Source organism: Nocardia sp. NPDC005978 (assembly GCF_040614455.1).
Lineage (GTDB): Bacteria > Actinomycetota > Actinomycetes > Mycobacteriales > Mycobacteriaceae > Nocardia.
Genome location: NZ_JBEXUS010000040.1, coordinates 37,703 through 53,588 on the forward strand (window position 1 = coordinate 37,703; position 15,886 = coordinate 53,588).

The 15,886-nt window shown below is 66.4% G+C and carries 15 protein-coding genes; 10 read left to right on the top strand and 5 right to left on the bottom strand.

The window, feature by feature from the left end:
• Nucleotides 1-9: 9 nt before the first annotated feature.
• Nucleotides 10-558, top strand: a complete 549-nt coding sequence (locus tag ABZ319_RS19805) for a ferritin (protein WP_354987892.1) — start codon at nt 10-12, stop codon at nt 556-558.
• Between the two features lie 74 nt (nt 559-632).
• Here the strand turns inward: ABZ319_RS19805 and ygiD are convergent, their stop codons facing one another.
• Both ygiD and ABZ319_RS19815 read right to left on the bottom strand, forming a co-directional pair.
• Complete coding sequence (gene ygiD / locus ABZ319_RS19810; RefSeq protein ID WP_354987893.1) at nt 633-1,475, bottom strand: 4,5-DOPA dioxygenase extradiol; 843 nt, start codon at nt 1,473-1,475, stop codon at nt 633-635.
• A gap of 16 nt (nt 1,476-1,491) precedes the next feature.
• On the bottom strand, nt 1,492-2,517 hold the full coding sequence (locus ABZ319_RS19815; RefSeq protein WP_354987894.1) for a hypothetical protein: 1,026 nt from the start codon (nt 2,515-2,517) through the stop codon (nt 1,492-1,494).
• Between the two features lie 323 nt (nt 2,518-2,840).
• Between ABZ319_RS19815 and ABZ319_RS19820 the strand changes: the two genes are divergently transcribed.
• From ABZ319_RS19820 to ABZ319_RS19840, 5 genes are all read left to right on the top strand, one after another.
• Complete coding sequence (locus tag ABZ319_RS19820; protein WP_354987895.1) at nt 2,841-3,692, top strand: NAD(P)-dependent oxidoreductase; 852 nt, start codon at nt 2,841-2,843, stop codon at nt 3,690-3,692.
• Nucleotides 3,693-4,707: 1,015 nt separating this feature from the next.
• A complete protein-coding gene (locus ABZ319_RS19825) occupies nt 4,708-4,860 on the top strand; it encodes a hypothetical protein (RefSeq protein WP_354987896.1) in 153 nt (50 codons plus the stop codon).
• A gap of 142 nt (nt 4,861-5,002) precedes the next feature.
• The gene (locus ABZ319_RS19830; RefSeq protein WP_354987897.1) at nt 5,003-5,452 is read left to right on the top strand and encodes a hypothetical protein; all 450 of its coding nucleotides are present in this window, start codon (nt 5,003-5,005) and stop codon (nt 5,450-5,452) included.
• A gap of 160 nt (nt 5,453-5,612) precedes the next feature.
• A complete protein-coding gene (locus tag ABZ319_RS19835; RefSeq protein WP_354987898.1) occupies nt 5,613-6,524 on the top strand; it encodes a hypothetical protein in 912 nt (303 codons plus the stop codon).
• Between the two features lie 48 nt (nt 6,525-6,572).
• The gene (locus ABZ319_RS19840) at nt 6,573-7,460 is read left to right on the top strand and encodes an NAD(P)-binding domain-containing protein (RefSeq protein ID WP_354987899.1); all 888 of its coding nucleotides are present in this window, start codon (nt 6,573-6,575) and stop codon (nt 7,458-7,460) included.
• On the opposite strand, the gene ABZ319_RS19845 is transcribed toward ABZ319_RS19840, so the two are convergent.
• The 3 genes from ABZ319_RS19845 to ABZ319_RS19855 all read right to left on the bottom strand — a co-directional run bounded on the left by ABZ319_RS19845 (nt 7,447) and on the right by ABZ319_RS19855 (nt 9,935).
• Nucleotides 7,447-8,703, bottom strand: coding sequence for an MFS transporter (locus ABZ319_RS19845; RefSeq protein ID WP_354987900.1), 1,257 nt, complete (start codon nt 8,701-8,703; stop codon nt 7,447-7,449). The two genes, ABZ319_RS19840 and ABZ319_RS19845, sit on opposite strands and share 14 nt — an antisense overlap.
• Nucleotides 8,704-8,736: 33 nt before the next feature.
• Nucleotides 8,737-9,210 (bottom strand): HIT domain-containing protein, encoded by a 474-nt coding sequence (locus tag ABZ319_RS19850; protein ID WP_354987901.1) that lies wholly within the window; start codon nt 9,208-9,210, stop codon nt 8,737-8,739.
• Nucleotides 9,211-9,308: 98 nt separating this feature from the next.
• Entirely contained in the window at nt 9,309-9,935 is a 627-nt protein-coding gene (locus tag ABZ319_RS19855) for a TetR/AcrR family transcriptional regulator (RefSeq protein ID WP_354987902.1), read from the bottom strand.
• A gap of 165 nt (nt 9,936-10,100) precedes the next feature.
• On the opposite strand from ABZ319_RS19855, the gene ABZ319_RS19860 reads away from it, so the two are divergent.
• The 4 genes from ABZ319_RS19860 (at nt 10,101) to ABZ319_RS19875 (ending at nt 15,677) form a co-directional block, all read left to right on the top strand.
• Complete coding sequence (locus ABZ319_RS19860; RefSeq protein WP_354987903.1) at nt 10,101-11,918, top strand: multicopper oxidase domain-containing protein; 1,818 nt, start codon at nt 10,101-10,103, stop codon at nt 11,916-11,918.
• 120 nt (nt 11,919-12,038) lie between these two features.
• Complete coding sequence (locus ABZ319_RS19865; RefSeq protein WP_354987904.1) at nt 12,039-13,316, top strand: oxygenase MpaB family protein; 1,278 nt, start codon at nt 12,039-12,041, stop codon at nt 13,314-13,316.
• Between the two features lie 42 nt (nt 13,317-13,358).
• The gene (locus tag ABZ319_RS19870) at nt 13,359-14,423 is read left to right on the top strand and encodes a lipocalin-like domain-containing protein (protein ID WP_354987905.1); all 1,065 of its coding nucleotides are present in this window, start codon (nt 13,359-13,361) and stop codon (nt 14,421-14,423) included.
• A gap of 321 nt (nt 14,424-14,744) precedes the next feature.
• Nucleotides 14,745-15,677, top strand: coding sequence for a helix-turn-helix domain-containing protein (locus tag ABZ319_RS19875; RefSeq protein ID WP_354987906.1), 933 nt, complete (start codon nt 14,745-14,747; stop codon nt 15,675-15,677).
• Nucleotides 15,678-15,886 lie beyond the last annotated feature (209 nt).

Consider the following 15,886-nt stretch of genomic DNA (forward strand, 5'->3'; position numbering starts at 1 on the left):
CTGCTTTTCATGCCAACAGGAACTGATGTCAAGCACAGCAAGTTTCAGGCTCTACTGCAGGACCAGATCCGCCACGATCTGAATATCGAGCACCAGTATCGCTCGATCGCGGCGTGGTTCGACAACGCCGACCTGCCCGTCCTCGCCGGGTACTTCTACCGGCAGGCGGTCACCGAACGCAATCACGCGATGATGATCGCGCGCTACCTCATGGATCACGATATCTCGGTGGACTGGCGGGGTATCGATTCCGCGAAGTCCACGTTCTCCTCGGCCGAGGAGGCGGTGACGCTGGCGGCGACGATCGAGCGCGAAACCACCGCGCAAATCGTGAACCTGGCCGCGGCCGCGCGCGAGGGCGGCGATTACCAGGGTGAGCAGTTCACCCAATGGTTCCTGAAGGAACAGCAGAGGGAGTTGGCGACGATGACGACGCTGGTCGTCGTCGCCAAGCGCGCCGCCGGGAACATGTTCGATCTGGAGGAATTCGTGTCCCGCGAGATGTCCGGTCCCAAGGACGCGTCGGGTGCGCCGTCGGCGGCGGGCGGAACTCTCTAAAGCTCTTTTCCCTCAGGCAAACCGCGGCAGGCCCGATTCATCTCGGGCCTGCCGCCGTATTTTCGGCACACGCCTCAGGCATTGGTGTTGTCAGCCGGAATTCCTTCGGGGAATGGGGCGGCGCTGGCGTCCGTACTCGCTTGCGGACAGTCGATATCGAGGGTGTACGCGGTCATCGACAGCGAGCCGAGGGCGCATCCGTCGACGAGCACGTCCGCGTTGCCGCCGGACGCCGCGGCCAATCCCGCCAGATACAGCAGTGGGAGGAAATGGTCCGGGGTCGGTACGGACGCCTGGAAGTCCTCGTGCCCGACCAGGTTCAAGATATCGGCGGGACGATTCACCATCAGATCCATGGCGCTCGCGTCGAATCGCCGTGCCCAGTCGAAACCGCTGTCGGGGTACCGCGGATCGATGCTCCGCAGGTTGTGCACCACATTGCCGCTGCCCAGCACCAGAATGCCCCGTGCGCGCAACTGGGCCAGCCTGGCGCCCAGATCGAAGTGATAGCCGAAATCCTTGTCGCCGTTGATGCTCAGCTGCACGACCGGAATATCGGCGTCGGGAAACGCGTGCCGCAGGACCGACCAGGAGCCGTGGTCGATGCCCCAGCTGTCGGTGTCCGCACCCACCCACGTGGGTTCGACGGCGTCACTGATCTCTTCGAGCAGCTCGGGCATACCGGGCGCCGGGTATTGCACCTCGAACAACTCCCGCGGAAATCCGTAGAAGTCGTGAATGGTCCTGGGCCGCGCCATGACGGTGACCGCGGTGGCGTTGATGTACCAGTGCGCGGACACCACCAGAATGGCGCGCGGGCGCGGCACCGAGAGCCCGAACGCGCGCCATGTGGCGGTGTAGCGGTTGAGCTCGAGCGCGTTCATCGGGCTGCCGTGCCCGATGAAGGCCGCGGGCATCACGGACGCCGGGTCCTTAGCGAGCACTGGGATCGACCGCCTTCTCGGATAGGGCACGCGGAACGCGTTGTCCGTCATGTGGATCGGTGGCGGCATCGAGGGCCGCGTTGGTCGTGTGCAATTGTTCCAGCGTCGAGCGGTGCCGGCGCTGGAAATCCTCGCGCGCCCATCCCCTGCGGAACGAGACGAACGACTTCCCACTTTCCAGCTGCCAGGTGTACCAGAACAGATACGGGATGGTGAGAACGAAATTGACTACGCCCCAGGTGATCCACACGTCGTTGTCGAACCAGCCGTCCGAGGGCATGACGGTGGGGAAGATGTTGTAGATGGCGATCACGAGCATGAGGACGGGCAACGTGTAGATGCGCGCCATGATGTAGAGCTCGGGACGGCGTTTGACCAGCGGGTAGATCTCGGCGACAGCGAGAATGCAGATGCTGGCGGCGAAATGCTCTTCTTCGGGCGGGTACCCGCCGAAGGTGAAGCAGAGGTTCCAGGTGGTGTAGAGGAAGTTCCAGGCCATGGTGGTGTAGGCGACGAGTTCGGCATTGCGACCGGGCAGGATTTCCCAGAAGCGCGGACTGTACGGGATGGTCAGGCACAGGCCGAGCCCGACGGCCGCGTTCCAGTAGTTGCCGATCTCGGCGTCGCGCAGGGTGGCCTCGGCGATGTTGAGGAACAGGATCGCGTAGGGAAACCACAGGAACCGCGGATTGCGCAGCAGATCCCAGATCCGGCCCGGGCGTTGTTCGGCGACCGCGATGCGCATCGCCCCGACGATGGTCAGGGGGATCAACACCGACAGGATTTTTGCCCAGGAGAACCAGTTGACCAGGCCGATATCGCGTCCCGGGCCCCAGATCCACAGCGGGAAGGTGAGCAGCGATAGGCCCCACACCCACATCGCCGGGCGCGGATGCTTGCGCATGAAGTCCACGATCAGCCACAGGATCGCGCAGAACACCAGCATCGACACCGCTGTGACCCAGGTGAAGGGAGCCGGGTCTCCGGAGACCGCTTCGGAGGCCGCCGAGATCATCGTTCCGCCTTTCCACCGCGAACTTCGATACATCGGGGGCGACCGGGTGCGTCCCTGTGGGAATCGTCGGTCATCGGTCGCCGGACTTGGTCGCGACTCGCCGACTTGGTTAGCTGAACATTCACCACTGCGTCGGAGACCCAGGTGGACCGAAGGAAGCAAGATCGGCGCGGTCGCCGTAAGTCCTTTCTCTGGTAGCCATCGCGTCGGGCTCCCAGAGAGCACAGTTGCGCTTGCTGTAAATTTGCCATCGATGGGCGGTTGCCCGCCCCGCCGTTGTGAACGAATTGTGCCCGGCCAGAATTCGACCGAACGGAGATGCGATGACGGCGATTGCGGTGATCGGGGTGGGCGACATGGGGGCGGAGATGATTCCGCACCTCGTGGGCGCCGGGCACGAGGTGACCGCCTTCGACATCGACCCTGACCGGAACCGGTTGGCGAGCGACCGCGGCGCGCAGGTGGCGCCCTCGGGCGCGGCCGCGGCCAAGGGAGCCGAGATCGTTCTGGGCCTGGTCATGTCCGATCAGCTCGATGCGGCGTTCAACGGACCGGGCGGGGTGTTCGAGGGGATCGGCCCGGACGCGATCGTGGTGGTGACCTCGACGACGACACCGCAGGTGCTCGAACAGGTCCGGGCGCACGCTCCCCGGGGCACCCGGGTGCTCGACGCGCCGATCGTCGGCGGGGTGCGGTACGCGCGCGAGCGCGCGGTGACCTTCCTGGTCGGCGGCCCGGCCGCCACCGTCACCGCCTTGACCCCGGTCCTGTCCGAGCTCGGTCACGTACGCCACGTCGGCGATGTAGGGGCGGGAGTGGCCTACAAGCTGATCACCAATGTCGCGGTGATGGCCGCCGAGGCGGGGCTGCGCGAAGCCCTGGACCTGGCCGACGTGTTCGGCATGGACTATGACACCGCACTCGACCTGATGGCGGTGGGCCCGATGGCGCCGGTGGTGACCCGCGCTCGCGACACCACGAACCCCCGCCCCCTGCGCCGCTCGGCCCAGGACGACGACACCCTGCTGTCGTCGGTCCCCGATCCGGCGTCCGTGCTGCCGATCTCCCATGCGGCCCGGGGCCGGCTCTGGGAGGCGGTGAACCAGGATCCGGGCTTCGAGCCCGACTTCGTGGATCTGACGCGGAAAACTACTGCACGACAGCCATATCGATAGGAAGTCGCGGCGCAATCAGCCCCGAGCAGCCGGTTTCACGCAGAAGTGAGATGTCCAGAAGTGGTAGCTCTCTGCGGGCTTCCGTTTGGCCGAGAAGGAGTCGGATCGCCATGGCGTGGTTCCGAGCTGGTGGACAAGGGCCTCGCCCCAGGTCTCGAAGAGGCACATGGGGCGCGACCCTCGTATCGGCTCGGACACCGGGAAGGTTCCATGCTGCGCCGACATCTGATCCCACACCACAGGGCGGCCCTTCGGCCAGCGTCGATATCCGATCGTGCCGCAATCGCAAGGACCCGGCGTTCGCGCTGGCGGTGTTCAGCCGTTCTCGGCGGAACGGTGACAGTACACAGCGGCTACGTCTTCGGGCTGTCCCCGATCCCGCCCGCGGGGCCGATGGCGATCTGGGTGGAGTGACCTGCGGCCTCGATTCCCGAGACCCGCGTCGAGATCGACACCGGACCGCTGCGCCAGGCCGCTGATCGAGTCCAGGTGCTGTGTCCCGACAGCCCAGTTCAGCATGGACCTCGGCCCTCGCGGAGCGCCCGAAGCTGCACCTGGCGGCTGGTTCGCGAAGGCGGTCGGCTGGCCGCTCGCCACCGGGCCGGCGCTGAAATCACATGCAAATGGCTACTTTTCAGTAACCTGACATGCGCGGTATCGGACACGCCGACATCGCGTGCCTATCAGCACCGATTTCCTGCGGCGACGGGGAGTTCGTTCTAGCCTGTGCGCGGGTGCCACATGATCATCGAACTCTCACACGGCGGATTCGCCGGGTGAACGGCTACCGCCGGGCGTGCGATGGTCGGCAAGTATTCCCGGGTCGCCCCGCCCAATGGTGGTCCCGGGGAGGCCGGCCTGCAACCGGCCCCCGCGGTTAACCCTGTCGGCGGGCGCGAGGACAGAACGGTAGAACACTTGGCCTCGTGCCCGTCGACGGCATGTCCAGCATTTCACGTCCGCCCCGTCGGATCTGCGGATATCGGGGCTGTCCACCCAACTTGGGGGTTGCACGATGACGGCTGCGAACACGACCGGTGCGGGCCGGTTGCTGATTCAGATCCTGAACCGCTACGACACTCTCGACGAATTCCTGGCTCACATCCGCCAGGGCATCGAGGCGCCTACCGACCAGTTGCCGCGGGTGCATCCCGACGATCAGGGTTGAGCGCTCAACGGACCAGGCGTGCCAGGGTGTCGTGTTGCGGCACTGCGCCTTTCGGACGAGGAGGACAGCGTCTGGCCAGACCACAGAATCATGGGCGGCCGACTCCATTTGAAGCATGCAGTTTTCAGTTAATCTCCCCATCATGGTCGACACCCGCATTGCCGGCACCGCTCTGATCGCGCTCGCGCTGCCAATTCTGTTCGCTCCCAACGCCACTGCGGAAGTCAGCTCGATCGCGGTGCTCGACGAATCCATGTACGAGACCTGCGGCAAGGCATCGAACGGGTGCACGGTCCTGGTGACGGCCACCGGCGCCGATAAGGAAGACCTGCTCACCGTGTCCATCAATGGCGTGGTGGTGAGTGAAGGGACGCCCGTCTACAGCCACCTCAGATCGAAGTATGTCGTGGAACTGAGCTGGCGACCCACCGCCGCGGGGACCTACACCTTGACCGCCACTCAGGGAACTTCCACTCGGACAACTCGCTTCACCGTATGCCCCGAGATTCTGGCGAGCACCGGGTCGGCCCCCTTCGCCGCCTGCAAGATTACCGCCGGCTCTGCCGAGGCCGCCGGCTCCGCGGCCGGGTAGCCCACTTCGGGGACTCCGCGAGGGATATCCCGCACCGTGCCGCGAGCAGGCCTTCGGTTGCGGGCGGCATAGGATTTCGACGATGAGCACCTCATCCGGCGGGCCGGCCGAACGTGTGCGGACAGAACTCGCACGACAGTTGGCGGGGAGTCCGGCCTCGGTGCGCGAGGATATCGCCGAACTGGTCTCTTCCGGAACGCGTCGCTCTCGCAGTGTCCGGGTGCGGTCGACCCTGAATCCGCAGGTGGCGGTCGTCGCCGAAATCGGCAGTCGGCCCGTGCAGGATTACGGCACTTTCGACGGTCCGGAACCGGTGCATATGGTCAGCGTTCTCGTAGCGGTCGACCAGCACGCCGCGTGCCCCGGCACCGCAACCCCGGCGGTGACCTATCTCGAAGCGGTCGCGTGGCTGACGGTCCTGCTGCCCGACGTCGACGCTTTCTACCTGACCGAGGATCCCGCCGCGTGCCCCGGCACAGACTCTCCACGATGGTTTTTCAACTGCTTCATCGACAGGAACGGCCATGCTCTCGGCGCTCCTGACGATTTCGACTGGGTGTCGTTCCGAATCCGCCACCGCGGAATGCGGGTGTCGCGGATCGACCGTGACGGCTGTCGGATCGAAACCACATACGAAAACCCATGTTTCGCCGATTTCTACCAACCGCGCAGCGAATCCCGCGGCCGCTACTGGCCGATGGCGCTGACACCGCCGCCCCCGGACGCGGAAATCTCACGGTGCTTCACCGCCTTGGCCGTCGCAATAGCTCGGCGGACCGCGATCGCTGCCCACGTCGAGCCGCTGTCACTGACCTGGACTCGGGACAACACGACCGCCCTGGTGATCCGCGATATCGGCGGTCAGCGCTGCTACCGGGTGGATGTACACCTCCCGACCGATGACGACCTCACCAGTGGCACATACCCATCCACGGGTGCGCTCGGTGACATCTCCACGATGGTGACCAGTCCTGAGCAGTATGCCGCCGGGCAAGTGGCCCGCCTGCGCTCGATCGGCATCGACGGGATTCGCCGGCAAGGGTTCGAAATCGCCTGCCCGGCAACGCTCTGACGTTGGGCGCTTGACCTGAACCTATATTGAGCTCCTAACGTCCGCTCCATGAACGCGAACAGGAATTCGAAGTCAACGACGGTAGCGGTTCTGGGGTTGGGCGAGATGGGTTCGGCGCTGGCCGCCGCGCTCGTGGACGCCGGTTATCCGGTGACGGTGTGGAACCGGACGCCGGACAAGGCTGACGCGCTGGTGGCCAGGGGCGCGCTCCGGGCTGTGGCGCCCGAGGGTGCGGCGGGTGCGGCCGAGGTTGTGATCATCAACGTCAAGGGCGGCGCGGCGGCGCGGGAGTTACTGCGCACGACGGGGCCGGCCTTGAAGGGACGGACGGTCATCGACTTGACGGACGGCTCGTCCGACGAGTCGAGAGCCACAGGGGAATTGGCATCCGAGCACGGTGCGGGCTACCTGCACGGCCAGATAATGACGATCGCGCCGGCGATCGGCTCGCCGGACGCGGTGGTCTTCTACAGCGGCTCCCACGACGTCTTCGCCCGGAACGAAGCGGTGCTACGGGTGCTCGGCGGCCGCGCCACCCACGTCTCTCCCGACCCGGGCGTATCCGTGCTCTACGGAATGGCGGTCCACGACATCATGTGGGGCCTGCTGAACGGATTCCTGCACGCAGCAGCACTTCTGGGCGCCGCGGGCCTCCCGGTCGGCGATTTCACCAAAATCGCGGAGCCGTCCCTGACCGCTCTCCCGTCGCTGTTCCCGATGCTGGCGGGCGAGATCGACCGCGCCGAGTTCGCCACACCCTACGGCGCCCTCCGCCACCACCTACCGTCTCTCGACGACCTGCTCACCGAAAGCCGCACCCGCGGCATCGATATCGAGCTGCCCACGGCGACCCGCGACCTCGTCGCCGAAGCTCTCGAAGCGGGCCACGGCCACGACAGCTACGCCCGACTGGTCGAGCGCTTCAGCCGGGGGTAGTCGGCGTCACCGCGGCGTGTATGTGCTTCCAGGGGAGCAGCAGTGAGCTCGCGAGCAGGGTGATCGCGGCAGCCGCGATGGCAACGCGAGTGCTGGTCACCGTTGCAAGGAGCCCGCCCGCAGCGACGAAGACGGGTTGGATCGTTTTCGCGCTGATCGACCAGGCAATGCCGACGCGGGCCATGTAGTGGTCCGTGGTGGCGTTCATCCGGTAAGTGATGAACACCGGGTTGAACACTCCCGCGCAGAAGAGCAGCGCGGTGTCGGCGGTGACGATGATGATCAACCCCGCGGGGCCGGGATGTGCGAGCAAGGTCACGGCCAGCCACAGGGTGCGCGCGGTGCCGGCGACGAGCAGGATCACGCGGTCGCCGAACCGGGATGTCAGCATCGGCGCGCAGACCGAGCCGAGCAGACCGCCCAGTATGGGGAGGCCCAGGGCCAGCCCGTATTGCCATGGGGTGAAATGCAGTTCGCGCAGCATGAGCAGCGCCAACAGCGGCCCCGCGGCAGTCAGTCCGCCTCCGAACATCATGGCGTTACAGAACAGGCGGCGTAGGACGCGGTCCGACCAGAGGTAGGACCAGCCCGCGCGCATCTGTGCTGCCCGATGATGTTCTCGCCGAGTTTGTTCGGGTTCGGGTTCGGCCGTGGTGATGCCGCGCAATCCGAGTGCGGCGGCCAGGTAGCTGAGCGCGTCGATGAGTACGGTGATCGTTGCACCGGTCGCGGCGATGAGCACACCTCCCAGGGGCGCACCGATCGCGGATACCGTCCAGAACAAGCTGTCCAATCGACTGTTGGCGCGGACCCTATCCGGTTCGGGTACAAGGAATTTCACGTAGGCACTATTGGCGGCGTTGAACACGATCGCACAGACCGTGCTCAACGCGGCAACGAGGCACAACTGCGGATATGTCACCGCGTCCAGCCACGCCGCGGCCGGCACCGAGGCCAGGACTGTGAAGCACACAAGGTTGGCTGCGATCATGACCGAACGTTTGCGCCGGAACTCCAACCAGGGTCCCAACGGCAGCGCCAGGATGGCGGCCACCAGACCAGAAACCGCCACCATCGACGTGACCTGCAGTACCGAGGCGTGGACGACCAGGATCGCGATCAGCGGCAATGCTCCCAAGCCCAGGGCGCTACCGAGCTGGCTGACCGCCGTGGCGCTCCACAGCCGGTAGAAGTCCGGTGAGAGCCGTGTCGACCGCGTGGGTGATGTGCGATCAGCGGGCACTGGACCACCGTAGGCCGTCCGCCGCTCGAGGGTTCACATCTCGGATGGAGGCCCGAAGTAGCTGCGCAGCTTGTCGGTATAGGCCCACCGTTGTTCACCGGGCACAAACCCGGGCCGCGGGCGGGACATGTACAGATCGTCGGCGTGGTAGCGGGGGAAGACGTGCACGTGGTAGTGCCAGACGTCCTGTCCGCCTGCGGGTTCGTTGTGTTGGCGGGTCGATACCCCGGCGCAGCCGTATGTGGCTCGCATCGCCACGGCGACCTCGCGGACCACATCGCGTACCGCGTGCCCGTATTCGGCGGGCAGGTCGTACAGATTCTCGTGGTGGGCGTTCGGGATCACCAGGACGTGTCCGTGGTTGTTCGGCCACCAGCGGGAGGCGGTGAAGGCGGTGGCGTGGGCGGTGCGTAGCACGATGTCGCGCGGGGTGTCGAGGGGAGTCTCGCCGCCGGCGAGCAGGAAGCAGAACGGGCAGTCGTAGCCGGCGGGTTCATGATTGTGCACGGTTGCCCAAACCTACTGCACCACTGCCGCTTCGAAGGTCAGGCGCCCGAGATATCGAACGCCCCTCGTTTCGCGGAGCGCGGAACTGCGGACTACGACTACTGGGTGAGTAGCAGGGACAGCACCGCGCGGACCTCGTTCTGGGCGGGGATCGGCAGGCTGCCGCGGCCGTGGATGAAGCCGATACCGAGGTAGACCATCGCGCCCGCGCGCAGGCGGGCGGCCTCGGGGTCGAAGCCGAGCTCGGACAGGGCCGTGCGGATCGTGTCGAAGATCCGTTTGTCGAGTTCGCGGACCGCGGTTTCCACGCTGGGGTGGGTGCGACTCCATTCGCGGACCGTGGCCTCTACGAGCCAGTCGCGTTCGACGAGCATCGTGGCCATGGCCTCGAGGCGCTGCTCGATCGGCATCGACTCGACCGTCGCGACGTTGGCGATCACCACGGCCTGGTTGGCGCTCCAGCGGTCGGCCATGGCGTTCTCGAGTTGGCCTATGTCGTCGAAGTGCCAGTAGAAGCTGCCTTTGGTGACGCCGAGCGCCTCGCACAGGCGGGGGATGCGGACCGCGGTCGGGCCCTCTTGCGCGAGCAGGGTCAGGGCGCCGTCGATCCAGTCGTCGTAGGACAGGCGGGGGCCGCGGCCGCCGGGTTTGGCGCCGCGCTGCTGGGCTTCGGCTTTCTTGGATTTGCGCGGGGCGGCGGGGGTGCGCGGGGGCTCGATGGTCATGGGCGGCGGCGCCTGTGGGTCATCTGCACACCTCGATCGTAGAAGGCGGGGCGTCGAGGGCCGGTGGACGAACCCGCCAAGTAACCATTCTCGAAAGTACGGTCTACTGTACCCGAAGGTATGGAGTGGCGTTCGGATACGCCCTCACCAGAAGGGTTGAGCACGATGGACGGCACTTTCGACCGCCGCGGATTGTTGCGCGGCGGGATCATCGGCACCGCGGCAGTGGCACTGTCCTGGAACGGAATTCGATCCGCGAGCGCGCCACCGAGCCCGCTGATCTTCCATTCCCCGGAACTCACCCCGTTCGTCGACGATCTGCCGAGATTGCCCGTGATATCCGGGCGCGAACTGCACGTCACCGCCGCCACGACCACCCACCGCTTCCATCGCGACCTGCCCGAATCACCCGCGATGGGCTACAGCGGCATGGACTATCTGGGCCCGACGATCGAACATCGCGCGGGCACCCCGCTCACCGTGCGGTTCCGCAACGAGCTCGGCCCGCACCCGTTCGCGGCGGACCTGGACACCACCGTGCACGGCGTCCACGACGGCTTCCGCACCGCGCCCCCGACCGTGCTGCACCTGCACGGCGGGGTCACTCCGCCCGACAGCGACGGACACCCCGAACGCCCCGTGTACCCGGGACAGCACGCCGTGCACGAGTATCCGTTCCCGCAGCACGCGGCCGGGCTTTGGTACCACGACCACGCGATGGGCATCACCCGCGCCAACGTCTATGCGGGCCTGGCCGGCATGGTGCTGCTGCGCGACGAATTCGACACCGGCGCCGCCGACAACCCGCTCCGATTGCCGGCGGGGGAGTTCGAAGTGCCACTGGTGTTGCAGGAGAAGATCTTCGACGCCGACGGCCGGCAGAGTCTGCGCACGACACCGGTGGTGCCGCAGGGCTCCTGGGAGGGCGGCGGCGTCGGGGATGTGGGGGTGGTCAACGGCAAGGTCTGGCCGAACATGGATGTGGCACGCGGGCTGTACCGCTTTCGCGCGCTGAACGCGGCCTCGTACAGCGTGTGGAATCTGTTCTTCGGCAACCGGATGCGGTTCTGGGTGATCGGCAACGACCACGGCGTGCTGGACGCGCCGGTGCCGGTGACCGAGTTCCTGCTGGCCCCGGGCGAGCGCGTGGATCTGCTGGTCGACTTCTCGGGGCTCGCACCGGGGGAGACGGTGGAGTTGCGCAATGATCTCGCCCCGCCGTTCCAGGCCGCGGTGCTGGGCGAGGTCGCGATGGAGTTGTTCTGCCGATTCCGCGCCGAGGATCGCATCGGCTGCACGCTGCCGGTGCCTACTCGCCTGCGCGGCGGTCCCGGACTGCCGGACATGCTGCCGCCCTTGGCTTCTCCGTCGATGATCCGGAACGTCACCGTCAGCCAGCCGTACGAGGTGCGGATGCCGCCGTCGATCATGTCGTTGAACAACCTGCGGTACAGCAGCTCCGAGATCGAAATGCCCAGGCAGGGCACGGTCGAGCAGTGGAACATCATCAACATCACCCCGGATCCGCATCCCATCCACATCCACCTGGTGACGTTCCGGATCCTGGATCGCACGGTCTTGCGGACCGTGGATTACCAGGTAGCCAATCCGCAACCGCCGGTGGGGGAGAAGTGGACACCGGCACCGGACGGATTCCTCGGCGGCGCACCGATGCCCGCCGAGGAGTGGGAATCGGGCTGGAAGGACGTCGTCCGGACCGACGGCGGCACCGTCACCCGCATCATCGTGCGATTCCCGACGGCCGCGGAACTCGGGTTCGATCCGGACGCGGCGTTCGCGCGGGTTCCGGGGGAGCAGGCCCCGGCTTCCGTTCCGGCGGCGTCGCATTCACCACACGGTGCGGGCGTGCACCCGGTGCACGATGGTCCGCACACCGATGAGCTTCGCGGTTACGTCTGGCATTGCCATCTGCTCGATCACGAGGACCACGACATGATGCTGCGTTTTCGGATCGTGCCGTGAGCGCGGCGGAACCCCCCTCCCGCATTTCCATACTTTTGAGTACGGTGGTAGGTACCTTTCAGTATGTTGAGGTAGTCGTCCCCGATAGGTGATCGCGGGATTCGAACGGAAGGATCGCCCATGTCAGTGGATATCCCGTCGGTGCCCGCGACAGCGCCGGCCCGCTGCCCCAGCGCCTTTCGCTATTGGCAAGCCCGCGACACCCCCGCGGCCCGGCGGCTGGATCGCCTGCTCACCACGCTCACCGGGAGCGGGGCGTTCCCCACCGACGAGCAGGCGCACGCGCTGTGCGCGGACCTGTTCACCGGCGACCCGGTCGCCGAGCGCTTCGTGGCCGCGGTCATGCACGGCGAGATCGGCTGGGTGCGCGGGCGGGCAATGCTCGAGACCGCCCTCGAATCAGGCATCGACGCGGTACCCGACGCCCCGGCCGAGATGCGGGAGCTGTTCGCCGAGTTCGAAACCGATCCGGACTGGCTGCGCCCGGAGCTGGTCGAACAGGGTGCGGCCATCTGGCGGCGCTGGGGCACAATGCTTTTCAGCTTCGCCGGCGCGGAAACCCTGGAGGTGTACACCGAGGCGGCGGTGGCGACCCCGCTCTCACTCGCCGGCGGGTACGCGGGAGACAGCGCGCTGCGGCGGTTTCTCGAGACCTGCCGGTTCTGGATCGACGTCTCACAGCCGGGTGCGCTGCTGACCCCGGGGTCGCCGGGCCGGGCCACCGCGATGAAGGTGCGGGTCATGCACGTCTCGGTGCGAGCCAAGGTCGCCGAGCACCCGGAATGGGACACCGAGCGGTGGGGGCTGCCGATCAGCCAGACGTACCAGCTGCTGACCCTGCTCGCGGGCAGCGTCACGCCCGGCATGGGCCTGTGGCTGCTCGGCTATCAGACCACACCGTCGGAAATCCGTGCGCTGCTGCACTTTCAGCGATACATGGGTCATCTGCTCGGGGTCCGGGTGCGGTGGTATCCCGAGACGATCGCCGATTCGCTGCGGGTGCTGGCCATGACGGTCATCGCCCGCTCCTTCGACGCCGGACAGCACGGTGCGGAGCTGATCGAGTCCTACCCGGAGGCTTTCGCGCCGCGGCCCAACCAGCAGGGGTGGGCGCGGGTGCGCGCGGCCTACAACTACCGGATCAACTCGGTGTACGCGGCCATGTACATGGCTCCCGGCACCCGGCGCGGTTACCGGATGCCACCGGCCTTCCCGTGGATTCTCATTCCCGTCGCACGGTTTCCCCTCATCACCGCGATGGAGATCGCGCGGCGCGTCTGCCCGCCGTTCGCGCGCGTGCACGAGCGGGTCATGAGCAAGCATCGCGAGAACTGGTATCGCGCCCAGATGTCCGGGCGGGAAGCGCAATTCGACGCCAGCGGTGCGTTGCGACGCTGAACGGCTTCTCCGAATCCCTTCTTTCCCAAGGATGTACAAGCTATGCCGAGTACCGCGATAACCGAGGCGTGGAACGGTCCGGGCCGCCGCGACGGCGACCTGACCACGGTTGCCCCGCACGACAACGGCCTGCACCCGTCACCGAGCCGGGCGGCCTTCGAACACTGGTATTTCGACGCGCTCCTGGACAGCGGCCATGTGGTGGTCGGGTTCCTGATCAAGCGCCGCCCCGAAGATCTGCCGTGGGCCAAGCCGTGGGTGGAGTTGATCGTCTACAACCCCGACGGCGAACGCAGGCAGGCCGCTCGGCGCTATCCCGTTGCGGCGACCAGCTTTTCGGCAGACGGCTGCGACGTACGGATAGGGGAGAACACCGCCAGATCGGAGTTCACGCCCGGCGAGCTCCCCAAACACCATGTGCGCCTAGCTGAGGACGGGTTAGTCTTCGACCTGACCTTCGAGAACGAGACTCCCGCGTGGATGCCCGGTAGGGGCGAAACCAGCTTCGGCGCGGGGGAGATCTTCGGCTGGGTGGTCGGAGCCCCGCGGGCGCGCGTCCACGGCACGGTGGAGATCGACGGGACGAAGCTCGAGGTCACCGGACGCGGATACGCCGACCACAATTGGGGCGTCGGCGACATGAAGCGCGTCATCGACCGCTGGCACTGGGGGCGGCTGTACACCGACGAGTACTCGCTGCTGTTCGCCAATGTGCTGACCCAGCCTCGGCGCGGAGGACACGCGATCGCCCCGCTGATGCTGGCTCGCGGCGACCAGGTGCTGCTGTCGACGGGGGAGACCGTGCTGACCGAAGGGCCTACCCGCTTCGACGCGACCGCCGGGCGGGAGTACCCGAAGTGGGTCCACCTGGAAGTGCCTGGCCACCTCGAACTACGGCTGACCGTGAACACGGTGATCCACGCCCACGACCTGCTCGACGACGTTCCGTTCATCCGGGCCAAGCCGCTCCGCCCGCTGCTGCACAGGGCGATCGGCCACCCGGCCTACTTCAGGTTCCAGTCCGCGTTCGAGCTGTCGATCCACCACGAGGACACCGTGGAACGCCACTCCGGGACGACGCTGCACGAACTCGTCGCGCTGCGCTGACATCGGTATCGAGTCCGGCCGGGTACCGCTGAGCCACCGTGGCGAGCGGCCGGATTCGACCTGTCGCGAGTCCAGTATCTTTTGGAGAGTGCCCGTTTCACCAGGGCGAGCGGCCCGCGTTCGCTACGATGCAACGACCTGTCGTTCGGTGGGGAACGGGTGAGAAGCATTGCCGGGGAGTCTGTTCCGAGCACGGAGGCAGTGCTGACGCATCAGCATCGATGAAAGGCGCCGCAACTGCTCGAGAACCCCGTCGGGCACAAGCGCTCGACCCGCGTATCGCCGGCGTCTGCGCACGCGGTGCCGAACACTTCGATCGAAGTGCGATCAGCACCGGGTGTCGCACCCCTCGAGGCGTTCGAGCAATGGGAGGACGCGCTCTCACGTACGTATGTTCCCTTCTCCATCAGCCGTCCCCAGCCCACGCCATTTCGCGGTCGCATCAGGTTGGCGTCCTACGACTCCGTTCAGGTGTCCACGGTCGAAGCAGATGAACACGATGTTCACCGAACCGCCCGTGGCACAAAGGATCCGACGACACCGGTGCTGTGGGCAACGTTCTCCCTGAACGCCCGGGGAAGCCTCCGGCACGCGGGCCGGACCGCCGAGTACGCCCCCGGTGGATTGCTGTTCTACGACAGCGCCCGCCCGATGCACGCGCGCTTCGAAGGCGCGTGGGGGCTGTGCGTGGTGCAGATGCCACTCGACGACGTCCTCGAGCGAACCGGATTGCCCCTGGGCAGGCTTCCGACCGGTGTCCGGATCCCCGCGGTGGGAGCGGTCGGCATCGCGGAGACCTTCTTCCGCGGACTGCTGGACTTGGAAGACGCCGACCCGCTGGCGGCCGGCGTCCTGGGGGAACACGCGAGCGACCTGATGTCGTCCCTGGTCCTGCTGTCCACCGATCGCCCGGTCGTCGGCCAGCCGGCCAAGGCGATGATGCGCGAGCAGGTCTTGGCGTTCGTGAAGCGCCACTACGCCGATCCGAATCTGAATGCCGACCAGATCGCCCAGGCCTGCGCGATGTCACGCAGCACCCTCTTTCGTTTGTTCGAGGGCGACGGTCAAGGCGTGGCGGACCTAATCCGCCGACGCCGGATCTCTCACGCGAAGGTCCTACTACGCCTACCTCCCACGCGGTCGATGGCCGCGGTCGCGGCGGCGTCGGGGTTCACCTCCGAACGCACGTTCCATCGAAGCTTCCAGAAGGAAGCCGGCATGACTCCGGGTGAGTACCGGGCACTGCATGGTTGAAATACTTACAGCAGCCGCAAGAGTCACGGAATACTCTGTTACCCAGGCTGACTGTCACAGTGAAGCAGGTCGGCAAGAAAAAGTAGGCCAACGCAAACTATAAAGCCGGGCAAATTGGCCAGATCCAGGTCGTCCATATCGAGCGCGCGCACCTGTGCCACGCCTGGACCGACATCGAGGCGGTTCAAACTCTAGTGGTCCACATGCTC

Excerpts from the sequence above, each read along its gene's own strand:
- ABZ319_RS19860 (WP_354987903.1), top strand. The coding sequence starts at position 10,101 with ATGGACGGCACTTTCGACCGCCGCGGATTGTTGCGCGGCGGGATCATC.
- ABZ319_RS19870 (WP_354987905.1), top strand. The coding sequence starts at position 13,359 with ATGCCGAGTACCGCGATAACCGAGGCGTGGAACGGTCCGGGCCGCCGC.
- ABZ319_RS19820 (WP_354987895.1), top strand. The coding sequence starts at position 2,841 with ATGACGGCGATTGCGGTGATCGGGGTGGGCGACATGGGGGCGGAGATG.
- ABZ319_RS19825 (WP_354987896.1), top strand. The coding sequence starts at position 4,708 with ATGACGGCTGCGAACACGACCGGTGCGGGCCGGTTGCTGATTCAGATC.
- ABZ319_RS19805 (WP_354987892.1), top strand. The coding sequence starts at position 10 with ATGCCAACAGGAACTGATGTCAAGCACAGCAAGTTTCAGGCTCTACTG.
- ABZ319_RS19830 (WP_354987897.1), top strand. The coding sequence starts at position 5,003 with ATGGTCGACACCCGCATTGCCGGCACCGCTCTGATCGCGCTCGCGCTG.
- ygiD (WP_354987893.1), bottom strand. The coding sequence starts at position 1,475 with ATGCCCGCGGCCTTCATCGGGCACGGCAGCCCGATGAACGCGCTCGAG.
- ABZ319_RS19855 (WP_354987902.1), bottom strand. The coding sequence starts at position 9,935 with ATGACCATCGAGCCCCCGCGCACCCCCGCCGCCCCGCGCAAATCCAAG.
- ABZ319_RS19840 (WP_354987899.1), top strand. The coding sequence starts at position 6,573 with ATGAACGCGAACAGGAATTCGAAGTCAACGACGGTAGCGGTTCTGGGG.
- ABZ319_RS19815 (WP_354987894.1), bottom strand. The coding sequence starts at position 2,517 with ATGATCTCGGCGGCCTCCGAAGCGGTCTCCGGAGACCCGGCTCCCTTC.
- ABZ319_RS19865 (WP_354987904.1), top strand. The coding sequence starts at position 12,039 with ATGTCAGTGGATATCCCGTCGGTGCCCGCGACAGCGCCGGCCCGCTGC.